Raw genomic sequence first — 21,805 nt, 5'->3', positions numbered from 1 at the left:
TAAAGCAAAAATGGAAATATTGGATACTATTTTAGAGAATGCCAGTCAACCTCTCTATGCCGTAACCTTATTAATAGCCTTAATAAAATACCCCAAATATTACAGTACACCTTTAAAGTATTTCCCAATACTTATAATGTACACCTTCCTAACAGAATTATTGGGCTATTTTACAAAGAACTATGAGGTATTCCATATTTCCATTTTCTCTGCTTTTGTTAAGCACAATGTTTTTATTTACAATATTTATAACTTAGTTTTCTTTAGCTATTTTTTTTACGTCTATTGGTGCTATATAGAGAACAAAACATATAAAAATTATATATTATTGGCCGGAATATTTTATCTGACCGCCTCGCTGATAAATCCATTTTTTCAAAACTTTAAACTAGAATCACAGGTATTTAGTTATTTGGCGGGAGCTATTGCCATTTTAATATGTATTATCCTCTTTTTCTTGGAACACAGGCATAGTTCAAAAAAATTGGATTATAGGTTTACAGGAATTAAATGGATTAGCATTGGATTGTTAATTTTTTACCTGGGTTATGCCCCCATCAAGGCTTCCAGATTTTATAATTATACCTACCAATTAAATGAATATGTTCATATTAGAAGAATACACCTATCACTGATCGTATTGATGTATATCAGTTTTATTATCGGATTCCTAAGAATGAAACGTAAGTTTTGGGTTTAACCTAGGACAAGCTAAAACCCCTTGGAGTTTCTCTGTAGCAGTACCACCTGCCAAATTGCCTACCACATTGTCCCTGACGCTATTTCAGGCGTATATACTACAACAACTATATGGCCCCCTGCCAATCGTTATTAGCTCTAAAAACCAGTTGGAAAAGAATCAATTATTATTGGTTTTGGGTCAATAAATTATCCCACAAGTTATTATTATTGATATAATTTTTAAAGCCTATACAGTTTAAGCCCCCTGTGGGCCATCCCCTGGGGATGCTACAAACAAACGGATCAGAGGCACACATTGCCCTTTACCAGCGGCAAATACAGCTCAAAATAACCAGGAATAAAGAAGACCCATTTACCGCGTTCAACCAAAGCGGTTGCTCCTTGGTTGGACCATAACTGCAATACGATCCATTTAATAAAATTAGAAACTAATGATGTTAAACCCTAGAGCAAGTCCCTAAACCCATAAAAAGAGCGGCCAAACTAAAAAAAGCTGCTATGGCAGAAGCATTTATTTTGGCAACCCATTTATTGCAAGAAAAAGAAACGGATTAATAAAACTTTGCTAAAAAAAAGAAACATGACAGCACCGGAACAAATACAATTAGAAAATATCGCCGATTCCGATTATGAAATATTTGCACTCTTAAAACAGCGATATAGCCCTCGGATTTTTAAGGATAGAAAAGTCACTGAACAACATTTGCACCAACTTTTTGAAGCTGTACGTTGGGCTCCAAGTTCCAATAACGAACAACCTTGGCGATTCCTATATGCAGAAAAAGGTTCAAAGGCTTATGGAAAAATCATAGACAACCTAACAGATTCCAATAAGATTTGGGCAAAAAATGCCCCTCTTTTAATGCTTACAGCATATAAGAAAGAAAGCAAAAACGGAAAAGAAAATTTCCATGCCCTTCACGACTTGGGCATGGGATTGGGTGCAATGACCGTACAGGCACAGTACATGGGGATAGCCATGCACCATATGGCCGGTTTAGACTACAAAAAGGCCCAACACATCTTCAATGTCCCAGAAGAATTCCATATTGTTACGGCAATTGCCCTAGGCTACTATGGCGGGGAACTGGATGATCTGCCCCAAAAGCTTCAGAAAAAAGAAATAAGTGAACGGCAACGTATGCCCCAAAATCAATTCGCTTTTAGGAATAGTTGGGGTACAGACCAAAATATATAGCAATAGCAAATTCCCATTAAAATTCTATTTCCTTATATAAACCGTCTTTTTGTTCACAAACTCCAATATACCTTCCATGGAAAGCTCACGACCAAATCCCGACGCTTTTGTACCTCCAAAAGGTAATCTTGGATCGGATTTTACCATTTCATTGATAAAAAATGCCCCATCCGGTATATTCCCTATTATTTTCCGTGCAGATTTTATATCCTCTGTGAATAGCATGGATCCTAGACCAAATTTAGAATTTGCGGCCATCTCAATGGCTTCCATTCTATCTTTTGCCTTGACCACAGCTGCCACTGGGCCAAAAAGTTCCTCATCAAAGGCGGGCATACCAGGAACTACACCAGTAAGTACTGTAGGCTCATAATAGGCACCGTCCCGTTTATTTCCAAGCTTAACCTGAGCCCCCTTGTCCAAGGAATCATTTACTTGTTGCGCCAATGTTTTGGCCAAGTCCTCCCTGGCCATTACACCGATATCTGTGTGTTTATCCAACGGATCTCCAGATTTAAGAGTTTGGATTCTATTGGAAAATTTCATTAGAAACTCCTCATATATAGCCTCGACTACTATGAATCTTTTTGCCGCTATACAACTCTGTCCGGTATTCTGCATTCTGGCCATTACCATGGTGTCCAAATGTTTGTCCAAATCGGCATCTTCCCAAACTATACAGGCATTATTGCCCCCTAGTTCCAAAACACATTTTTTTAAATGCTTTCCTGCCTGGGCCGCAATAGCCCTACCTGCCTTCTCACTTCCCGTCAGGGTAACACCTTGTACAATGGAATTTCCAATGATAGACTCAAGCTGTTGATGGTCCGCAATAATAGACTGAAAGCTTCCCTCTGGATAGCCTGCCGAAAGAAATAGTTCCTGAAGTGCCATGGCACAACCGGGAACATTACTGGCATGCTTTAATATTACAGTATTACCGGCAGTGAGCGTAGGTGCCGCGAAGCGGACAACCTGCCAAAAGGGAAAATTCCAGGGCATAATAGCCAATACACAACCAATGGGGTCGTAACTTATAAAACTTTCGTCAGCCTCGGTTTCTATAAGATCATCTGCAAGAAACCTAACGGCATTCTTGGCATAAAAATCGCAGGCCCATGCGCATTTTTCAATTTCGGCAATACCTTGATTTATAGGCTTTCCCATTTCCTTGGACATTAACTGGGCATAGGATTTTTTATTTTTCAACAATGCCTTGGCCAGTTTTTTCAACAGTCCCGACCTATGTTCCACGCTTTCAATTTTCCAACTTTCAAAGGCAAGTTCGGCCTTTTCCAATACCCTCTTTATATCACTATCAGAAAACATTCTATACTTTTCCAAAGGCTTTCCGTTATATGAGTTTACTGACTCTATATATTCCATGTGTTTTAATTTTTATATTGTTACAAAATGCAAGATAAAAGGTTTGTATAAATGGTATAACTCAATACAACAAACCAGTTACAGAATTGCTCCTTAATAATTTTTCTATTCAAACATTGCCAAAACTTTTTCGCGATCAAATTTATTCTCAATATTTCCCTCCACATCTATTTTTAAAGCTTCCAATTCCTTTTTCACATCTTCCTTATTTTCCTTGGAAACCTTTGCATCACGCGCTATAAATTTTAAGGCCCCAAGCAAGGCAATAACAACTGAACTATCCTTTTTTGCATACAACCTGATAGGCTGAATAATTGTCTGAAGTAATTCCCTGGCCATAACGTTATTTCTGACTATGATAATCTTGCCGTCCCTTAAGGAGTTGGAAGTCTTAGGCGGAAATCTCAAAATCTTCACAAATAATGGTGCCAATTTATTAATGGCATCAATGGCAGTTCCAGGATCGTTAATCCCCGGTGACATGGCTTTGACCGCTATTTCCATCAATTTAATAAATCCGTCTATTCCCTCGTTTTGATCACTTCTATTACTGGAAATATTTATACACAACATTAAGTTTTTCAAATCCTCATCCGAAAGCGAATTCTGGGCTCTTATCAATGGCATTCCTTCCCATAAATGACATCCAACGAATGGCAGTATTTCAAATTGATGGCAATTCCCAACTAAGGAATCGCTTAACAAAGAGTCATCAAACCCTCTATAATAGCCCGACTTATCCGAGTTAATGGTTTCAAAATCATCCATCTTAAATTCTCGCAACCCAACCTTTAGGCTACTAGAATCCTCAAAGTCCTTATCCAAATATTTTGAACTGGATCGAAATATATTATCTATTATATTTTGAATTTGAATAGAGACTGAAATGCTATGGATAAAATATACAAACAATCCTGTACAAAATACTCCTGAAATTGCGGCCAACATGGCTGAGAACCCCACCGAATGGGTTTCAATATCATTGGCTCCAAGAACAATGAGAATTATAATACAATACAACAGTGTACCTATATAAACCCCTAAAATTAATTGATGTCTTTTATTGGAGACCAGACTTGGCAATAATCTTGGAGAGAAATTGGAAGAAGCCTGGCTGAGTACCACCATGACCATGGTAAAACTAAATACCGTTAAAGAAAGAATGCCACCAATTAAAGTTGTTAATATGGCCCTAGCCGTTTCATAATCCTCTATAAAGAGGTAAGGAATCTGTTCTTTAAACCTTTTGGCCAATTCCAAACTTTCCAGTTCCAGTATTATAAATGCCAATAGACAATAGCCGAATGAAATGAGCACAGGGTAAAATGCAATGCTCAATAGCACTCTACGATATAATACCTTGACTATTTTAATAGCAGATTTAAACATGTCGCAACCAATTAACAAGTTGATTAAAGGTAGTTAATCCCTTTTACTGCACTAACCCAATACCAATAAATTGTATCACATACCATTGAAATTGAATGAATTGAACAAATCAACCCATGTCATCTACTTTATAGATTAGCAAAAGAGTCAATCTTATTGATATTACAGCACACATATATTGAACGCCTTTGATAATTTTGGTTTATTAGAAAAAGAATATTGCCATTTACGTTTTGGCAATCAGGTAAACCCATAATTTCGGGGGGACATTTGGGTTTAAATGTATTCTTCTTTGAATTACTGTAAACTACAAGAGTAATTCGATTAAGATGGTTAGGTTGGTTGTTAATTAATGGTTCCGATATACTTAAATATCGGAACCATTTTTATTGGATCAGCGTTTATTATAAACGTATATTTAAGAATCATGGGGTTATTCCTGAAAATCTTCTTAACTTTTAAAACAACAACTAAAAGTACGGTTATGGATTTAGATATAGACGAGGCCTGGGAGGAAATGATCAATAGACTAACGTCTTGGGTAGACAGTTTAATAGTGAATTTACCCAATATTATTTTAGCTCTGTTCGTATTCACCATCGTAATTCTACTTTCCAAATATTTCACCAAACTTACGTGGAAACTATTGGAGAAAAGCAGTCTACAAAAATCCATGAAGAATTTAATTACCAAATTAATTTCTGTTTTGGTAATTCTAACCGGGTTATTTCTAGTGCTGGGAATCTTGGACCTAAGCAAAACGCTAAATACAATTTTAGCGGGTGCAGGGGTAGCAGGTCTGGCTGTAGGTCTGGCATTGCAGGGCGCCCTGGCCAACACCTATTCCGGTATAGTACTTTCCTATATAAAGCATATAAAATTTGGGGATTGGATAGAGAGCAATGATTATGAAGGTGAGGTGATCGATATAGACCTAAGGGCAGTAACCATAAAACAATCGGACAATAATTTGGTTTACATTCCCAATAAATTGGTTTTGGAGAACCCAATAAGAAATTTCTCAACAACAGCACAATCCCGTGTAATCCTTAAGTGCGGTGTTGCCTATTCGTCCAATTTGGAATTTGTGCGCGACTTGGTATGTAAGACCATTGCCTCCCATTTTGACAACGTAGAAAATGCCAAGGAAGTAATTTTTCTTTATACCGAATTTGGCGATAGCTCCATAAATTTTGAAACTCGATTTTGGATTCAATCCACCTCCTCTCTAGAGGTCTTAAAAGCCAAAACTATCGCCATGATAGCCATAAAGAAAGCTTTTGACGATAACAACATTAATATCCCCTTCCCTATACGAACATTGGACATTCCGGAAAACATCAAATTCACCAACCCTACAAACAACTGAATTAAAACAAGTTACACTAAAACCATCTGTGTTAACCATTAATGTGATAACGTTAATCAAAGTGATTTAATATCCCGAGATTTGTTTCAGAGATTGTTTAAAGAACAATTTATAGTATTAACCTAAAAAACACATATATCATGCTACGATGGACAGTAACATTTGTAATATTAGCAATAATCGCCGCAATTTTCGGATTCGGGGGAATAGCAGCAGGAGCTGCCAGTATTGCCAAAATCTTATTTTTTATTTTCTTGATTCTCTTTGTAATATCATTATTTACAGGCAGAAGTAAGGTCTAAATAAGACAGCTTTGTAATAATTATCATTAACAACATTAAGTACACAAGTACGTAATCCTAAAACTATAAAAATGAAAAAATCGATAATATACTTTTTATTCGCTCTACTATTTACTATTTCTTTATCCACCTTTACCAGTTGCAGGGAAGAAAAAACTACAGGTGAGAAGATTGAGGACGGAATAGAACAGGTAGGTGACGATATTGAGGAAGGTGTGGAAGAAATTGGTGATGAAATAGATGACGCCACGGACGACAATTAAAAGATTCTCTTTGGTTGGTTAGATTTTGTTATGAACGGACATTTTCCTTTGCGGATTTTGTCCGTTTTTATTTCGCCCAGGAAATACATGACAATGCCCAGACCTCATACCCAATAGTATAACCAATGATTTTTGGTTACAAAAAACAAAGGAACCTTTTTCCAAAGATTCAATTAAAAATATAATCCGATATAAATTTAAAAAATATGAAAATGAAGAATGAATTTGCCAAGAACGAAAAAGAAATTATAGATAAATATCAAAAAAAAGGCTTTAATGGCAACTACCGGGTGGAAAACATGAAATTGATCGACTTGAAGACGAAAATTGAATATTCGCCTGAAAATGTTACTATTTTAAAGGAATATCGCTTCGAAGGTATGAGCAATCCGTCCGACATGTCCATTTTATATATTTTGGAAACAAACGACGGCAGCAAGGGAACAGTATTGGCCAATTATAGCCCATCGAGCAATATTGAAACAGCAGAATTTTTTAAGGAAATTCCCGAAGAAAACTACATAACAAACTAAAACCATTTAATCGCTAATAAAGCTACCACAGCATGCACAAGGCATTATAACCACTTCCTAGAATGCGAGTAAGGCTGCACATATAGATAGTAGCAAATATTAGCTACGGTATCAATTAGGTGTACAATGGATAAAAAATTCACTGAGCAGTTTAATTGAAATTAAAAAATCATCATCTTTGTGTATAACGCCTAAATTGTTTTCCCTGTTTACGGGAATCCATGTAACAGGCCCATATTATATGCAATTAATGAGAATCTATTTAAAATTTGATTTTAACCTTATCTGTAAAGCTGTTCTACAGGAACAATTGGACGCCTTAGGAATGAAATACACCATTCACGGTGTAGGGGAAATTGAATTTGAAAGAAGGCCTACAGCTGGGGAAGAACAGGAAATGGCATCTCTTTTGGGAAAATATGGTATAGAAATTATGGATGACCAACAAATGGCATTGGTGCAACGTATTAAAGATTCCGTTACAGAATGGATCAATGATGAAGAGAACCCTAAACTTTACAATTTCTCCACCTATCTTTCTGAAAAACTGGACTATTCATATACCTATTTGTCCTCAGTATTCTCTGAAGCGACCTACTCTTCAATTGAGAACTTTGTAATTTTAAAAAAAATAGATATAGCCAAAAGTTTAATCCTTCAAAATGAACTAACTTTAACCGAAATAGCTTATAAGCTTAACTATAGCAGCGTATCACATTTATCGGCCCAATTCAAAAAAACGACCGGACTTACTCCTTCCGCCTTTCAGAAAATAATCCTTAAACGGAAAGAAAGAGCCTTAACCCAAAAATAACCAGACCAAAATATGCCCTTACATACGCTAAACATAGCCTTGGCCGATGATGATGAAGATGACAGAACATTGTTCAAGGAAGCCATGAATGAAATTAAAATTAAGACTAAATTATCTCTTTTCAATAATGGAAAAGAGTTAATGGATTACTTGGTCCTGCCCAATGTGATCTTACCGGAAATAGTATTTCTGGATTTAAACATGCCCGTCAAGAATGGAATGCAGTGCCTCAATGAAATAAGAAACCACCCTAGACTTCAGGACCTACTGGTTGCCATATATTCAACATCTTCTTCCGAAGCCGATATTGAAGAAACCTTTGTAAACGGCGCCAATATTTACATTAATAAACCCAATAGCTTTGGGGCCCTAAAACAGGCAATTGAAAAGGTTTTACAGCTCAATTGGCAATACCATACCTCGGCCTTGAACAAGGATAATTTTTTATTAAGGATCTAAAGGGAGTTAAGGCATGCCGATAAGAAAAATAACATCCTCTCCAAAAGTACTTGCCGTCTCGCTTATTTTGGCCATTGCCCTACTTATGTTTCTTGGGAGCATCAGTTACAAGCAGATCGTACAGCTTGGACAATCGGCAGATATGGTTTCCCATACCTTGGAGGTGGACATGGAAATAAATCAACTTTTTTCCTATTATGCCCAAATGCAGTCTACGGAGCTTAAAAATCTGCTTTCCCAGGACACATTGGGTATTTCTTCCTATGAAAACTACAAACCGCAAGTACAGGAGTCCTTCCAAAAACTTAGGAAGCTAACCCAAGATAATTCTGTACATCAGAAAATTCTACTTTCGGTACAATCCTGGCAGGACAGCCTTTATAATTCCTTAAAGATTATAGCAAATATTCCCTTCCAAAAAACAAATTACTCTTCCAGTGATAGGAAAAAAATAACCAAGGTTTCAAAGTCCATTACCCAGTTGAATCTGCTTAGAAACCAAATGTATCAAGAAAAGCAGATTCAACTTGCAAAGCGCAAGGAAGAATATAGATCGCAAATATTATTTACGCCCCTAATGACTTTACTCTTGGGTATGTTTGCCTTATTTATCTTCATTATCTCATTTCTACAGATAAACTCGCAGCGAAAAAAAACAGTCACCGCAGAGAAATTCCTTCAAAATATTTTAAGTAGTACAGACAATATTATAAGTTACTTCTTGCCCATTTACAATACAAGCGGTGAAATAAAAGACTTTACCATCGTATTTACCAATGAAAAAATTGAATCGGTTCTAGGGAGAAAATCCGACCAAATAGAGCAACGTAAAATGTCCGAACTAGTTCCCGTTAACTTTGAGAATGGCATTTTTGACGAATTATCGAAGGTTATTGCAGAGGGGGGCACCCGTAAATTCGAAAAACATTTTCAATACAATGGCCATGAGTTTTGGTTCAGGACCACTGCTGTAAAAATGGAGGACGGGGTTTTAACCACTTCCATCGATACGACCTCCGAAAGGGAATTTACACGGAATTTAAAGGATTTGAACCAACAGCTGGAAAAGCAGAACCACAATTTGATAGAAACCAAGTCTTTTTTGAACAATATTCTTGAAAGCACCAGTAATACTGTTAGTCATCTTATTACCGAGAGAGATTCGAATGGTAAAATAATAGATTTCAAATATTTATTCACCAACACCGAAAGTGAGAACCTTACCGGAAAACAGGTCGATGAAGTGATAGGAAAATCCATCTCCAAAATCTACCCCTTTGTACATGAAACGGGATTATATGACTTGATGGTAAAATGTGCCAACAATGGCACCATTGAAACACATGAAACCGAATATCCATTAAAAGAAAAGCGCGTTTGGGTCCATACTACCATAAATAAACTAAACGATGGTATTACCCTTACTTCCTATGACAGCACTCAGGTAATTAATACCAAACAACGTTTATTGGAGCTTAACGAACAATTAACGATACAGAATTCTATTTTAAATGATGCGGAGGCGGTTGCCAAAATTGGTAGCTACCGTTGGAATATTGAAACCCAAGAGGCCACCATGTCCGATAATTTTTTCAGGTTATTGGATTGCGAACCCAACGAGTTTAAGCCAGCACCTGAAAATTACAGGCCCTTTGTGCATCCAAAAGACCTTATGGTTTATGACGAAAAACTAAACCTGGCCTTGGAGAAAAAAATAATCACCAATTTCACCTATCGCATTATAACCAAAAAAGGGAAGGTAAAACACCTTCAGAATACAGGCCATTTTTTAAAGACCGAATTTATCGGGGTAGTCAAAGATATCACCAAAGAACTAAAAAATGAACAAAAACTAAAGGATAAAAACCTGGAACTAAAACGCACCAATAGTGAATTGGAATCTTTTAACCGTGTTGCCAGTCATGACCTTCAGGAGCCTTTAAGGAAAATTCAAATGTTCATTTCGAGGATAATGGATTCCAATTCCTCAAATTTTACGGAACAACAAGCGCAATACATTGACAAAGTAAAATCCTCTGCCAACCGGATGCAGACCCTTATAAAATACCTACTATCCTATTCCAGACTTAGCAAAAAGAAAAAGGACTTCCTGCAAGTAGACCTGAATCTTGTTATGGAAAAAGTACAGGAAGATCTGGAGGCCCCAATTAGGGAGTCGGGGGTAGAATTCGTACTTGGCGACCTTCCTGAGGTAAAAGGTGTCCCCTTTCAGTTAGAGCAACTATTCAGCAACCTGATTTCCAATTCCATCAAATATCACAGTATTCTTGATACTCCAAAAATAGAAATCGCTTGCAAAAAAATGCAGCGCACTTCAATTCCTGATGATTTTCATAAAAAAGCCAAGGAATATTACTGTATTTCCGTTAAGGATAACGGTATTGGTTTTGAGCAGGCCAATGCCCATAAAATATTTGAACTATTCCAACGCCTTCATCAAAAAAACGAATATTCCGGCACGGGAATAGGATTGGCTATTTGCAAAAAGATCGTGGAAAAACACAAAGGACATATCGTGGCTTATGGCCAAGTAAACAAAGGAGCTACCTTTTACATCTATTTGCCTGTCTAAATAAGACATATACCCCAGAAATATCTTCTTCTAAGCGGGCATCAATCTCAAAAACTACCGCATTAAACATGCTCTTTAGTAGTTGAATCCTCTCCTCTTAATTATAACAAAATCACTTTAAATTAAATATTACCCTAAGATTGGGTACAACCAATAACTTCCTTTTATCAAGAAAAATACCTAGCAAAAGATACTCTAACACAACCAAAAATCCCAATAAAACAGCTACTTAAATTCTTGTTAATCATTGATTCTGTCCATTAAAATCTTGCTCTTTTTAATAAAATAGGGGTCATTTCGTGGAATTATATAACAGAATATAAAAATTGTATAACATAAAAGGCACCCTCTGTAACGAACTTTGTGGAACACAATAAGCAATATAAAGACAGCCAACATGAAAAAGACAACAGAACCCTATCAACTGAATTCAAAAATTGGAAAAAGTTGGACCTTGGATTCCGAGGACAACAAAAATTATGATCTTCCTGATAATTTTATCATGGGCATGACCAATAGCCATTCAGAAGCCAACTAAGTCCAAGACTTAATTAATTGCGAAGGCCAAGTGGCCTTTTGATTATGATAAAAAGGAAAATGCCAAAAATGTTGATTATCGCAGCAATAATAATGCTCTTTCTATGGGCTATTGGCTTTTTTATATTCAACGTCGGCATAATAATACATCTATTCCTACTACTTGCCGTGGTATTATTTATTACCAGGGTTATTAGAGATAAATGAAGTACTAATTCTAAAATACGGAAACATGAAAATTGTATATCTTAAAACGAACAATATAGCCAACATATTTAATCAGTTACAGCAAGACTTGGGCGGAAAATTAAAAATTCGACCACAGGAGTATAACCTAGAACTGCACAATAATTTGGTAAGCGGTGTCATTAGCGGGGTTTCCTTTAAGAATAATATATCTTTTATGGAATACGACATTGTCTTCAAGGAAGATATGCTTCTCATCAATAATATGCCGATTACCAACCCCATTCACTTTATGTATTGTGCCAAAGGAAAAATCAGTCACAGTTTCGGAATCAAAGGAGAAAAAAGACTCCTTAACCAATTCCAAACAGGAATATTTTCCTGTGACCCCAGTCAGGATACCACCTTGTTCTTTAGGAAAAATGAAGTTGTAAAACTATCCAATATAATGGTGGATACACATGAACTTGATCAAGATGATGAAAATACCGACCTTCTAAGAAATCAGTTACTAAAAACATTTTTGCCAAAACTAGGACAGAACATTTTTGCCTATATCGGTTCATACAACCTAAAGATTGCCGAAAAAATACAACAGTTGGGTGCTATTACCCAAAAGGGATTGGTTAGAAATCTTTTGATAAAAGGTATTGTACATGTTATTTTGGCCATGGAAATTCAACAACATAAGGAAGATAGAAAAAATGCAAAAAACAATTTCGGATCCTTGACCAAAGATGAAATGGATGATATAAAAGAGTTATCCAACTTCATCAAAAATTATCCGGAAATTCAATACAGCCTAAAATACCTAAGCAAGAAATCGGGTCTTTCACCGGCGAAATTACAGGAAGGTTTTAAACTGTTGTTCGACAGAACGGTCACAGATTACATTAGGAACGTTAGGGTAGAGACCGCAGAACACCTTATTAAGACTACCGACCTCAACATTTCGGAAATAGTGTATAGTGTAGGCCTAACTAGCAGAAGCTATTTTTCCAAAATATTCAAGGAAAAATACAACTGTAGTCCTAAACATTATCAGGACCATCAAAATTTGGTAGCTGTTACAGCCTAATATATAGTTGAGATTATTTACACAACCAGTCTTTAGACTGGTTTTTTTGTTTTTAAAGGCTTGATCAATAGACCTACATCCCTATTGGCCCATCTATGTCCCATTCACCCCTCCTTCAAGGAATACTAAATACCAATTACTGGATGCTGCAGACCGGCCTTAAAATCTCTTACTTCATAAAAAAACGGCAGGAGTTTTTCCTGCCGTTGTCTAATAACTTTCTAAGTCCTATTGCTTATTAAAAGGTTTTTAAGGAAGCCCGTAGCATCCAGGACATCTGCTCATGCAATTGCATAATTCCTGTTATGAAATCGGCCGTACCTTCGTCATTGTGCTCCTCTGCATTTTCACTGATACTTTTTCTAATAAACTTGATAATTGTTTCGTGGTCTTCCAATAAAACTTCCATAAAACTGGAGCTATCGTTCTTTTTTGGACTTTCATCCTTCAAATGTGATAGTTCTAAAAATTCGTTCAAAGTCCCCGGAGAATAAAAACCTAGCATACGTATTCTCTCGGCAACCTCATCTACAATTTTCTCTATCTTATTGTATTCTTCCTCAAAAAAAACGTGTTTGGTATGGAAATCGATTCCCTCTACATTCCAATGCGCATTTCTCAATTTGGTGTACAGCAAATACTCGTCCGCCAAAAGTTTGCCCAGCATGGCCACTACGGCTTTTCTATTGTCTTTTTTGATTCCGATAGTTGCTTGTGTTGTTTCCATAATATATTAATGATTTTATTTTTTGTTAATAACAACAAGTTAAGGCACTTTGTACGGAAACATTGATCCAAACGATTTTTTGCTTTGCTCTATTTGAGTAAGATTCAAAGAGATGCATTTAAGCAGCTATTTACAAACTAAAAAACAGCCGTTGTGAGACTTTTTGAATGATGCTAAACCTACCTTAGGTATAGCAATGTAAGTGTATATTTGTTTAGGAGAAGCTTAGCTCTTTTTAAGTATTCTGCCCGGATTATATGAATGCCAATTTTGATTGGTCCTTTAAAAGGATATCCCTATTCTATACAGCGCCAAAAAAGTAACCCCTAAATCAGAATATCCCATCCTATTTTTAGCTTGATCTGATCCTGGTAAAAAATTATTCCTTTTTGCCATCACCGGTAAGTGTATTGACAATGCCGTCCATTACATTGAGCCATAAATAATTAAAGAATGATTTGGTATTATCCCTCTCTGAATATATTTCCCCATATCTGTAGCCCGATTCGTCCGTTTTGGAGCCATCATTGGTGAAAATATTGCCAACAAAGGTCAATAGTTTATTTACACCCATCCTATCCTTTTTAAGCACTGTAAAACGAAAATCCTCATAGTTCATTTTCATATCCCCAGTAGAACTAATTGCATCACCACTAACAGTAAAATAAAGCTCTTGCACATCACCTTCGGCCTCCGTGCGTAGATTGGATCTCAGGAATTGATTAATGCTTTTGGACTTAAAATTAGTGACAACACCAGATACGAAAAATGCATCGTTCTCCTTGTGGACATCAAAATTCCATGTCAGCTCAATTGGGGCTTCCCCCATAAGTTGGGCCACAGCCTTAATCTCGGTCTTTTCGCCGCTTTCCTGGGTATTGGAAACATTGCTTATTGTAGCGCCAAGATCGGCAAATACAATCTCTCCCGGAACTGTCCCACTTTTCACCAATTCCGAATACGAAATATATCCGTCGTTGACTTTAATCTCTGAAACATTTAAATCTATGGGCAACTCGCGTAACATTCGGCTGTATAGTTTTTTTTGTTCATAATCGTCCTGAACAAGCTTATCGCGATAGATTTCCATTTTTGGGTATTGGAGAACAACCGATTTGGTGTTTAGGAAAAATCGTTCAGCATTAAATCCAAAATCCATATTAGTCATAACAACTTCGGGTATTTCCAAATCAATGTAATCATGCTCTTTGTCCAATTTTCTGGAAAGAGTTATCTTGTTATACTTGGACTTCAAGGATAAATTACTAAGTTGTAATTCTTTGTTCGTGATAGTTGTACCGCTTAGGGTTAGCGCTTCAAATGGTCCAAGATCCGCATAAACCATTCCGGTACTCAAATCGTAATCGCCATAGGCAAATGGAATTATACGTTCTACAATTTCCTTGTCCATTTTTAGATTCTCAAGGGACAAATTCAAGTTTTCCATCGAAAAAACCAAAGTGTCCGGATCCTTTCCAAATATCCTGAATTCGCCATCTACAACGGACAATTGGGCTATGGACAACGTTCTTTCCTTGGCACTGTCAGAGGCCGAAATCCCATCTTTTTCAACTTGATGCCCCCCTTGATAATATTCCCCCTTTGGCCTTAACAATTGAATTTCTCTAACACTTATTGTGTTACCAAATAAGGCCTGATAATAACCTACACCCTTTATATCAATAGCATCCAACCTCATCCCCGCTTTTCTACGATTGGAGTCCTCATCCAAAAAATCCAACCCAACGTCTGTTAATCCCACGGAGCCACTTATCAGGTTTACATGAATTTGGCTATAGGTCAAATGTATGTGGTCAGGTATTTTTTGGCTCAAGAAATTTTCAATATAACTTCTGGCCTTAAATTGCAGGACGGCTAATAAAAGTAGCATCAGGGCTATTGCAATAGCGATGATCCAAAATATTCTATTTTTCGGTTTGCGGTCGGCCATAATCAGTTTAAAGATTGAAAACTACTATCCACAAAGTACGAGCAAACAATTTTGATTAATGCCCCTACAAAATTAAATATTGACTTTTTCAAAAGTTCATCCCTATGGGTACCAATGGAGTTATAATTTGCTTTGATGGGGACAATGGGGAAACCAAAGAATATCTATTCTTGTAAAAAATAAAACAATCATAATCATGAAAAAAATACTGAGTACTTTAACAGTTATAACAATGACAATAGCGGCGGCCAATGCCCAAGCAATTTCCAAAAACGCCATTGGTCTAAGGCTTGGGGACAATGACGGATTTGGAGGGGAAGTATCCTATCAAAGAGCGGTATCGGATAACAATAGGCTTGAATTTGACCTAGGTTGGCGCGATTCCAAAAATGTTGATGCCTTTAAGTTGGTTGGACTATATCAATGGGTGATGCCAATAGAAGGACTATTTAACTGGTATGTAGGTGCAGGGGCAGGATTAGGCTCCTTCGATTCCCCGGGAGGAGATGGTACCTTTGCTTTAGTTGCCGGAGATATAGGTATAGAATGTAATTTTGATTTCCCCCTTCTGTTATCCTTGGACATACGTCCCGAGTTGGGTTTCAATGATAACTATTCCGATGACCTGGATCTGGATATTGCATTAGGTGTTAGGTATCAGTTTTAATAGGTATCAGTTTTGAAATGATTAAAAATATAAACACCAATTACCCTAGTATCAATTTCCTTGATTTCTAGGGTATTTTCATTCTATAGTTGCTTTTGGCCAACTAAAAATTATTTCAAACTTTTAATTACCCAGATTGCCATAAGGGCTTACCACAGTTGTCCTCTGCCAATAATACTTGTTACTTCATTAGAGTTTGTCTTCAAAGTTTTTTAAATTACTGAATTAAAACCAGTTAAATAATTAAAAAAAAATGAAAAAACTAGAGGGTCAGGTTGTAATCATTACCGGCGGAGCAAGAGGTATAGGTGAAGGAATCTGTAAAGTATTCTGCAATGAAGGCGCCACTGTAGCCCTATGGGATGTTTTGGAAGAAGGCCAGAAAACTGCGGACAAAATTGCCAAGGATGGCGGCAGAATATTTTACCAGAATGTGGATGTTTCCAGCCAAGATTCTGTTGACAAGGCTGTTGCAAAGGTCATCTCCGAATATGGAAAGATAGATGTACTCATTAACAACGCCGGAATAATTCGTGACCGATCTATCCTAAAAATGAGTCGCGAGGAATGGGACCAAGTTATGCGGGTAAATTTAGACTCCCTTTACATAACCGCCAAGGCAATTGTGCCACATATGAAAATGGCCAATTACGGCAGGATTATTTCCGCTTCTTCCGTGAATGCCTTCCAAGGCGCCTTTGGGCAGACCAACTATAGCGCCAGTAAAGCTGCTATAGTAGGCTTTACACATTCCCTTTGCAGGGAAGTTGGCAAATACAATATTACCGTAAATGCTGTTGCCCCGGGATTTATTAAAACTGAAATGACAGATTCAATGCCTGAGGATGTTATCCAAGCAGGGATTTCGATGATTCCCGTAGGCCGGATTGGCACACCGGAAGATATGGGACACGCCTATTTATTTCTGGCTTCCAAGGAAGCCGGATTTATAAGTGGCCACACCTTGCATGCCAATGGAGGTGCTATGCCGGTTTAATTTGAGCCTCATACCCATAAGAAATATTTAGAACCTATAACTCTAATAAAATAAGCGGGATGCAAACAAGGATAAAACAAAAATTCGATTTAAAGAACAAAGTGGCCATTGTCACTGGTGCCAGTAAAGGCATAGGAGAATCTATTGCAAGAGGTCTTGCCGAATACGGCGCCAAGGTAGTCATTAGTTCCCGTAGCCAAGAAGCAGTTGACCAAGTTGCAAACAATTTAAAAGCGAATGGATACGATGCCTTGGGGATAGCCTGCCATGTTGGTGATGAAAATCAATTAAAAAAATTGGTAGAGGAAACGGTAAATGCTTTTGGAGGTTTGGATATCCTAGTGAACAATGCCGCTACCAATCCGTTTTATGGACCCTTGGACACCATGGAAAACGCTTTATTTGACAAAATAATGGATATAAATACCAAGGCCCCTTTCCTTTTGGCCAATCTATGTTATCCCATTATGAAAAAAAGGGGAGGCGGAAGTATTATTAATATTGCCTCGGTAGAAGGAATGAAACCAAGTGTTGGATTGGGGCTGTACAGTGTTAGTAAGGCGGCTTTAATTATGTTGACAAAATCACAGGCCGTGGAATGGGGCAAGTTTGGTATCCGTTCCAACGCCATCTGCCCTGGACTTATCAAGACCAAATTCAGTTCGGCCCTCTGGCAGAACGAAAAAATATTGGACCAGGTAACCCGGCATTTACCGGCGGGAAGAATGGCCGTTCCGGACGAAATGGCCGGCCTAGCCTGTTTTTTGGCCTCCGATGCGTCCAGCTATTGTACCGGATCGGTTTTTACAGCTGATGGAGGGCACATGATTGCTGGCGGATTTAATTAGTATTTGAACGAAGCTAGAACATACCAAACAATTTAAAAGAAAAAAAACGAACCGAATGGCAGAAGAAAAACTAATCAACAAGGCGTATTCCACAGAAATTCCACAGCTGTCGGATTTGACCCATTATCAGGGCAAGGAATTGGGGATATCCAATTGGATGACAATAACCCAGGATATGATCGACACCTTTGCCAGAACAACGGACGATAACCAATGGATTCATATAGACCCTGAAAAATCTGCCAAACATTCACCCTATAAAAAAACGGTGGCACATGGATTTCTAGTCCTGTCCCTCGCCTCAAAATTCTGCTTTGAAACTCTCAAGATAAAGGATATTGCAATGGGGGTAAACTATGGATTGGATAAAGTGCGGTTCATGAATGCCACTCCGGTAGGCGCCTTGTTAAGGGCTAGAGTGTCTTTAATGGAATTCAGCCCATTTGAAGGCGGGGCCAAATACAAATTGAAGCTTGTATTTGAACTAAAAGGGGAAGAAAAACCCGCATGTGTTGCCGAATTTATAGCCCAAGCCTATTCAAATCCCAATAGTAAGAAAACAACTTCCTCACCTAAAAAAGACACCCCAAGTAAAATTGAAAACAACAATAATGAGAGCGTACTTTTTGAAAAGGAAGGCGATATCGGAATTATTACCCTGAACAGGCCTTCAAGATACAATGCGGTTACCGACGATGTGGTGAACGGAATTACCATTGCCATAAACAAAATCCGCAAGGATGATGACATTCGCGCAGTGGTTATTACAGGGGCTGGAAAAGGTTTTTGTGCAGGTGCGGATATGGCTGTCTTTGGCCAAATTACACCCGAAGAAGGCAGGGCATATATTACCAGCACTTACCAACCATTGATGCGCACTCTCTTTACACTTCGCAAACCCATTATCGGGGCAATTAACGGAACTGCGGCCGGAGTAGGTGCTTCCCTGGCCCTTGCCTGCGATTTTAGGGTAATGTCCGAAAGCAGTGCTTTGTTGTACGCCTTTATTAATATTGGATTAGGCCCCGACGGGGGTGGTAGTTGGCTTTTGGCAAGACAAGTTGGATATAGCAAAGCATTACAAATAGCCGTGGAAGGTAAAAAAATAATGGCTAAGGAATGTTTGGGTCTTGGACTCACCAATAAGTTGGTACAGGACGACTCCGATTTGCTTAAAACCGCCAAAGCCTGGGCACATGAATTGGCCAAACGCCCAACCCTAGCTTTTGGTGTTACCAAAGAAGATATGTTCTATGCCATGGGACATGATCTATACGACACCATTGCTTATGAAGCGGAAAAGCAAGTTGCCACGTTTGGTAGTCGCGATTTTGCAGAAGGTGTCAATGCCTTTTTGGAAAAGCGTCCCGCTAAATTTATAGGCAAATAATACTTTATTGAATGTAGTGCCGCCGAATTCAAAAGATATCCCTAGCCGATTACAAATGAAGATCAGAACTTCCAAAAAACAAAACAAATGAATTTCGATGATATAAAAAGTAGGATAAGAGCATTTGTTCAGGAGAATCTTTTTCCTTTGGAACCCTGGATATTAAATTGCAGCTGGGATGAAAAACTGCCAAAACTCAATGAACTACGTCAAAAAGTAAAAGACGAAGGTCTTTGGTTACCGCAGGTTCCAAAGGAATACGGGGGTTTAGGGCTAACCAATACCGAGCACGGGGAAATCAGCGAAATCTTAGGGACCAGTCCCTACGGACATTATTGTTTCAATTGTCAGGCCCCTGATGCCGGCAACATGGAAATATTGATCGAATTCGGAACCAAGGAACAAAAAGAGGCATACCTCTACCCTCTTCTAGCGGGAGATATTAGAAGCTGTTTCGCGATGACCGAACCCGATTTTGCGGGCTCCAATCCCGTAAATATGGGTACAATGGCCTTTAAAAAAGATGGCAACTATGTAATAAACGGTCATAAATGGTTTACAACAGGATTTGATGGGGCGGCCTTTGCCATTGTAATGTTGGTAACCAATCCAGAAGCAGCGGAAGCGCATAAAAAAGCAAGTCAAGTTATTGTCCCCACCAATGCCACAGGCATGGAATTTATTAGAAACATTCCCGTTATGGGCCATGCCGGAAATGGCTGGGAGAGTCATTCAGAAATTAAATTCCACAATGTAAAAGTACCATTGACCAATGTCCTTGGGGGTGATGGCGAAGGATTCACCATTGCCCAAAAACGTTTGGGACCAGGGCGTATACACCATTGCATGCGCTGGATGGGTATATGCGAACGCTCTTTTGACCTAATGTGCCAACGCGCCATATCCAGGGAATTGGCATATGGAAAAACATTGGCCGATAAACAGACTGTTCAAAACTGGATTGCCGAATCCCGGGCCGAAATTAATGCCGCCCGATTGTTGATCCAGGATGCTGCCCATAAAATTGACACACAGGGAGCCTATAAAACCCGAAAGGAAATTTCCATTATTAAATTTTACTGTGCCAACGTCCTACAAAAAGTGGTGGACCGGGCCATACAAGTCCATGGTGCCTTGGGCCTGACGGACGATACCATTCTGGCTTTTTATTACAGGCATGAGCGGGCTGCCCGAATTTACGATGGGGCAGACGAGGTGCACAAAAGCAGCCTGGCCAGACAAATTTTAAAAGAATACAAAATTTAAAAGCTATGTTGGACACATGGAACGATAAATCCACGACCATCCGAAAAGGGGAAGAACTACCAATGTATAATTTGCAATCCTATTTGCAACAATTCTTTGCCAACCAGGGCGATTTAAAAGTAACCCAATTTCCAAGTGGCTATTCCAACCTGACCTATTTGGTTCAATTGGGAAAGATGGAATATGTATTGCGAAGACCGCCCATAGGGGCCAATATAAAATCCGGCCACGATATGAAGCGCGAATACGACATTTTAACGGCCTTAAAACCTAACTACGGTAAAGTCCCGGCTCCAATACTTTACTGCCAAGACGAAACCATTTTAGGCTGCCCCTTCTACTTGATGGAACGGGTAGAAGGAGTTATTTTAAGGGCAAAAATGCCTGTTGGGATGATTCCCTCAACAGAACTGATGACGGGCATATCCAACAGTTTTGTAGATACGTTTGTTGATCTGCACCAACTCAATGTCAAGGATATTGGCTTGGATGATTTTGGTAAACCCCAAGGATATATGCAACGTCAAATAGAAGGCTGGACCAAACGATATTTCAAATCCAAAACCGATGAAATACCAAGAATTGAGGCTGCGGCCAAATGGTTGGGACAGAATACGCCCAAGGAACCCAAAAACTATTCTCTGATCCATAACGATTTTAAATACGACAATTTGGTACTGGATCCCCAGGATTGGACCAATGTAAATGCAGTGCTGGATTGGGAAATGGCCACCATAGGAAATCCGTTGATGGATCTGGGAACCACCTTGGGATATTGGGTAAACCCCAATGACCCGGACTTTGTGAAGGCCTTAAACCTTACCCCGACCCACCTACCAGGTAATCTTTCGAGGGAAGAAGTGGTGCATCAATACAGTCTAAAAAGTGGGCAAGCAGTAAACGATATTATATTTTATTATGTCTACGGCCTTTTCAAAATAGCAGTAATCATCCAACAAATATACTTTCGCTATAAAAAAGGCTTCACTAAGGACAAGCGCTTTGCAAAACTTATCGATGGAGTAAACCTACTTGGGGAAATAGCACAGCAGGCTATTGCAAAAAAAAGATTGGACAATCTGTTTTGAACCTTTTGTGTGTTCTTAAATCTTACTTTACCATTTTTTGTTATCTTCAAATCCGAAATAAC

22 protein-coding genes are annotated in these 21,805 nt (G+C 38.3%); 18 read left to right on the top strand and 4 right to left on the bottom strand.

The annotated features are described in order from the left end of the window. Positions 1-10: 10 nt before the first annotated feature. The gene (locus KO529_RS04100; protein ID WP_215946634.1) at positions 11-700 is read left to right on the top strand and encodes a hypothetical protein; all 690 of its coding nucleotides are present in this window, start codon (positions 11-13) and stop codon (positions 698-700) included. Positions 701-1,282: 582 nt separating this feature from the next. After that, a complete protein-coding gene (locus KO529_RS04095) occupies positions 1,283-1,900 on the top strand; it encodes a nitroreductase family protein (protein WP_215946633.1) in 618 nt (205 codons plus the stop codon). Positions 1,901-1,924: 24 nt separating this feature from the next. Here the strand turns inward: KO529_RS04095 and KO529_RS04090 are convergent, their stop codons facing one another. Together KO529_RS04090 and KO529_RS04085 are read right to left on the bottom strand one after the other, a co-directional pair. Beyond that, positions 1,925-3,286: an NAD-dependent succinate-semialdehyde dehydrogenase gene (locus KO529_RS04090; RefSeq protein ID WP_215946632.1), complete on the bottom strand. Its 1,362-nt coding sequence runs from the start codon at positions 3,284-3,286 to the stop codon at positions 1,925-1,927. Positions 3,287-3,391: 105 nt separating this feature from the next. Further along, the gene (locus tag KO529_RS04085; protein WP_215946631.1) at positions 3,392-4,675 is read right to left on the bottom strand and encodes a DUF2254 domain-containing protein; all 1,284 of its coding nucleotides are present in this window, start codon (positions 4,673-4,675) and stop codon (positions 3,392-3,394) included. Between the two features lie 484 nt (positions 4,676-5,159). Between KO529_RS04085 and KO529_RS04080 the strand changes: the two genes are divergently transcribed. The 10 genes from KO529_RS04080 to KO529_RS04035 all read left to right on the top strand — a co-directional run bounded on the left by KO529_RS04080 (position 5,160) and on the right by KO529_RS04035 (position 12,809). Further along, a complete protein-coding gene (locus tag KO529_RS04080; protein WP_215946630.1) occupies positions 5,160-6,044 on the top strand; it encodes a mechanosensitive ion channel family protein in 885 nt (294 codons plus the stop codon). 140 nt (positions 6,045-6,184) lie between these two features. Beyond that, complete coding sequence (locus KO529_RS04075) at positions 6,185-6,346, top strand: DUF1328 family protein (RefSeq protein ID WP_072862602.1); 162 nt, start codon at positions 6,185-6,187, stop codon at positions 6,344-6,346. A 71-nt stretch (positions 6,347-6,417) separates the two neighbouring features. Further along, positions 6,418-6,609, top strand: a complete 192-nt coding sequence (locus tag KO529_RS04070) for a hypothetical protein (RefSeq protein ID WP_215946629.1) — start codon at positions 6,418-6,420, stop codon at positions 6,607-6,609. A 212-nt stretch (positions 6,610-6,821) separates the two neighbouring features. Continuing rightward, positions 6,822-7,142 (top strand): hypothetical protein, encoded by a 321-nt coding sequence (locus KO529_RS04065; protein WP_215946628.1) that lies wholly within the window; start codon positions 6,822-6,824, stop codon positions 7,140-7,142. A 250-nt stretch (positions 7,143-7,392) separates the two neighbouring features. Further along, positions 7,393-7,956, top strand: coding sequence for a helix-turn-helix domain-containing protein (locus KO529_RS04060; RefSeq protein WP_215946627.1), 564 nt, complete (start codon positions 7,393-7,395; stop codon positions 7,954-7,956). A 12-nt stretch (positions 7,957-7,968) separates the two neighbouring features. After that, on the top strand, positions 7,969-8,415 hold the full coding sequence (locus KO529_RS04055; RefSeq protein ID WP_215946626.1) for a response regulator: 447 nt from the start codon (positions 7,969-7,971) through the stop codon (positions 8,413-8,415). Between the two features lie 13 nt (positions 8,416-8,428). After that, positions 8,429-11,008 carry an ATP-binding protein gene (locus KO529_RS04050; RefSeq protein ID WP_215946625.1) on the top strand — a complete coding sequence of 860 codons (2,580 nt, stop codon included), beginning with the start codon at positions 8,429-8,431 and terminating at the stop codon, positions 11,006-11,008. 397 nt (positions 11,009-11,405) lie between these two features. Beyond that, positions 11,406-11,546, top strand: a complete 141-nt coding sequence (locus KO529_RS04045) for a hypothetical protein (RefSeq protein ID WP_215946624.1) — start codon at positions 11,406-11,408, stop codon at positions 11,544-11,546. Between the two features lie 44 nt (positions 11,547-11,590). Next, positions 11,591-11,752 carry a lmo0937 family membrane protein gene (locus KO529_RS23640; protein ID WP_215946623.1) on the top strand — a complete coding sequence of 54 codons (162 nt, stop codon included), beginning with the start codon at positions 11,591-11,593 and terminating at the stop codon, positions 11,750-11,752. A gap of 25 nt (positions 11,753-11,777) precedes the next feature. Next, complete coding sequence (locus KO529_RS04035) at positions 11,778-12,809, top strand: helix-turn-helix domain-containing protein (RefSeq protein ID WP_215946622.1); 1,032 nt, start codon at positions 11,778-11,780, stop codon at positions 12,807-12,809. A 238-nt stretch (positions 12,810-13,047) separates the two neighbouring features. Here the strand turns inward: KO529_RS04035 and KO529_RS04030 are convergent, their stop codons facing one another. Both KO529_RS04030 and KO529_RS04025 read right to left on the bottom strand, forming a co-directional pair. Continuing rightward, a complete protein-coding gene (locus KO529_RS04030) occupies positions 13,048-13,536 on the bottom strand; it encodes a Dps family protein (protein WP_215946621.1) in 489 nt (162 codons plus the stop codon). A 379-nt stretch (positions 13,537-13,915) separates the two neighbouring features. After that, positions 13,916-15,487: a hypothetical protein gene (locus KO529_RS04025; RefSeq protein ID WP_215946620.1), complete on the bottom strand. Its 1,572-nt coding sequence runs from the start codon at positions 15,485-15,487 to the stop codon at positions 13,916-13,918. A 196-nt stretch (positions 15,488-15,683) separates the two neighbouring features. Here KO529_RS04025 and KO529_RS04020 point away from each other — a divergent pair, with 196 nt between their 5' ends. The 6 genes from KO529_RS04020 to KO529_RS03995 all read left to right on the top strand — a co-directional run bounded on the left by KO529_RS04020 (position 15,684) and on the right by KO529_RS03995 (position 21,743). Beyond that, on the top strand, positions 15,684-16,154 hold the full coding sequence (locus KO529_RS04020; RefSeq protein ID WP_215946619.1) for a hypothetical protein: 471 nt from the start codon (positions 15,684-15,686) through the stop codon (positions 16,152-16,154). 253 nt (positions 16,155-16,407) lie between these two features. Further along, complete coding sequence (locus tag KO529_RS04015; RefSeq protein ID WP_215946618.1) at positions 16,408-17,151, top strand: SDR family NAD(P)-dependent oxidoreductase; 744 nt, start codon at positions 16,408-16,410, stop codon at positions 17,149-17,151. 59 nt (positions 17,152-17,210) lie between these two features. Next, positions 17,211-17,999, top strand: a complete 789-nt coding sequence (locus KO529_RS04010; protein ID WP_215946617.1) for a glucose 1-dehydrogenase — start codon at positions 17,211-17,213, stop codon at positions 17,997-17,999. 55 nt (positions 18,000-18,054) lie between these two features. After that, on the top strand, positions 18,055-19,389 hold the full coding sequence (locus KO529_RS04005; protein ID WP_215946616.1) for an enoyl-CoA hydratase-related protein: 1,335 nt from the start codon (positions 18,055-18,057) through the stop codon (positions 19,387-19,389). 87 nt (positions 19,390-19,476) lie between these two features. Further along, positions 19,477-20,655 carry an acyl-CoA dehydrogenase family protein gene (locus KO529_RS04000; protein ID WP_215946615.1) on the top strand — a complete coding sequence of 393 codons (1,179 nt, stop codon included), beginning with the start codon at positions 19,477-19,479 and terminating at the stop codon, positions 20,653-20,655. A 5-nt stretch (positions 20,656-20,660) separates the two neighbouring features. After that, positions 20,661-21,743, top strand: coding sequence for a phosphotransferase family protein (locus KO529_RS03995; protein ID WP_215946614.1), 1,083 nt, complete (start codon positions 20,661-20,663; stop codon positions 21,741-21,743). Positions 21,744-21,805 lie beyond the last annotated feature (62 nt).

Origin of the sequence: Arenibacter algicola (genome assembly GCF_018860365.1) — a bacterium.
Classification (GTDB): domain Bacteria; phylum Bacteroidota; class Bacteroidia; order Flavobacteriales; family Flavobacteriaceae; genus Arenibacter; species Arenibacter algicola_B.
Note: the sequence above shows the minus strand (reverse complement) of the source record. Positions and strands in the feature narration are given on the sequence as shown.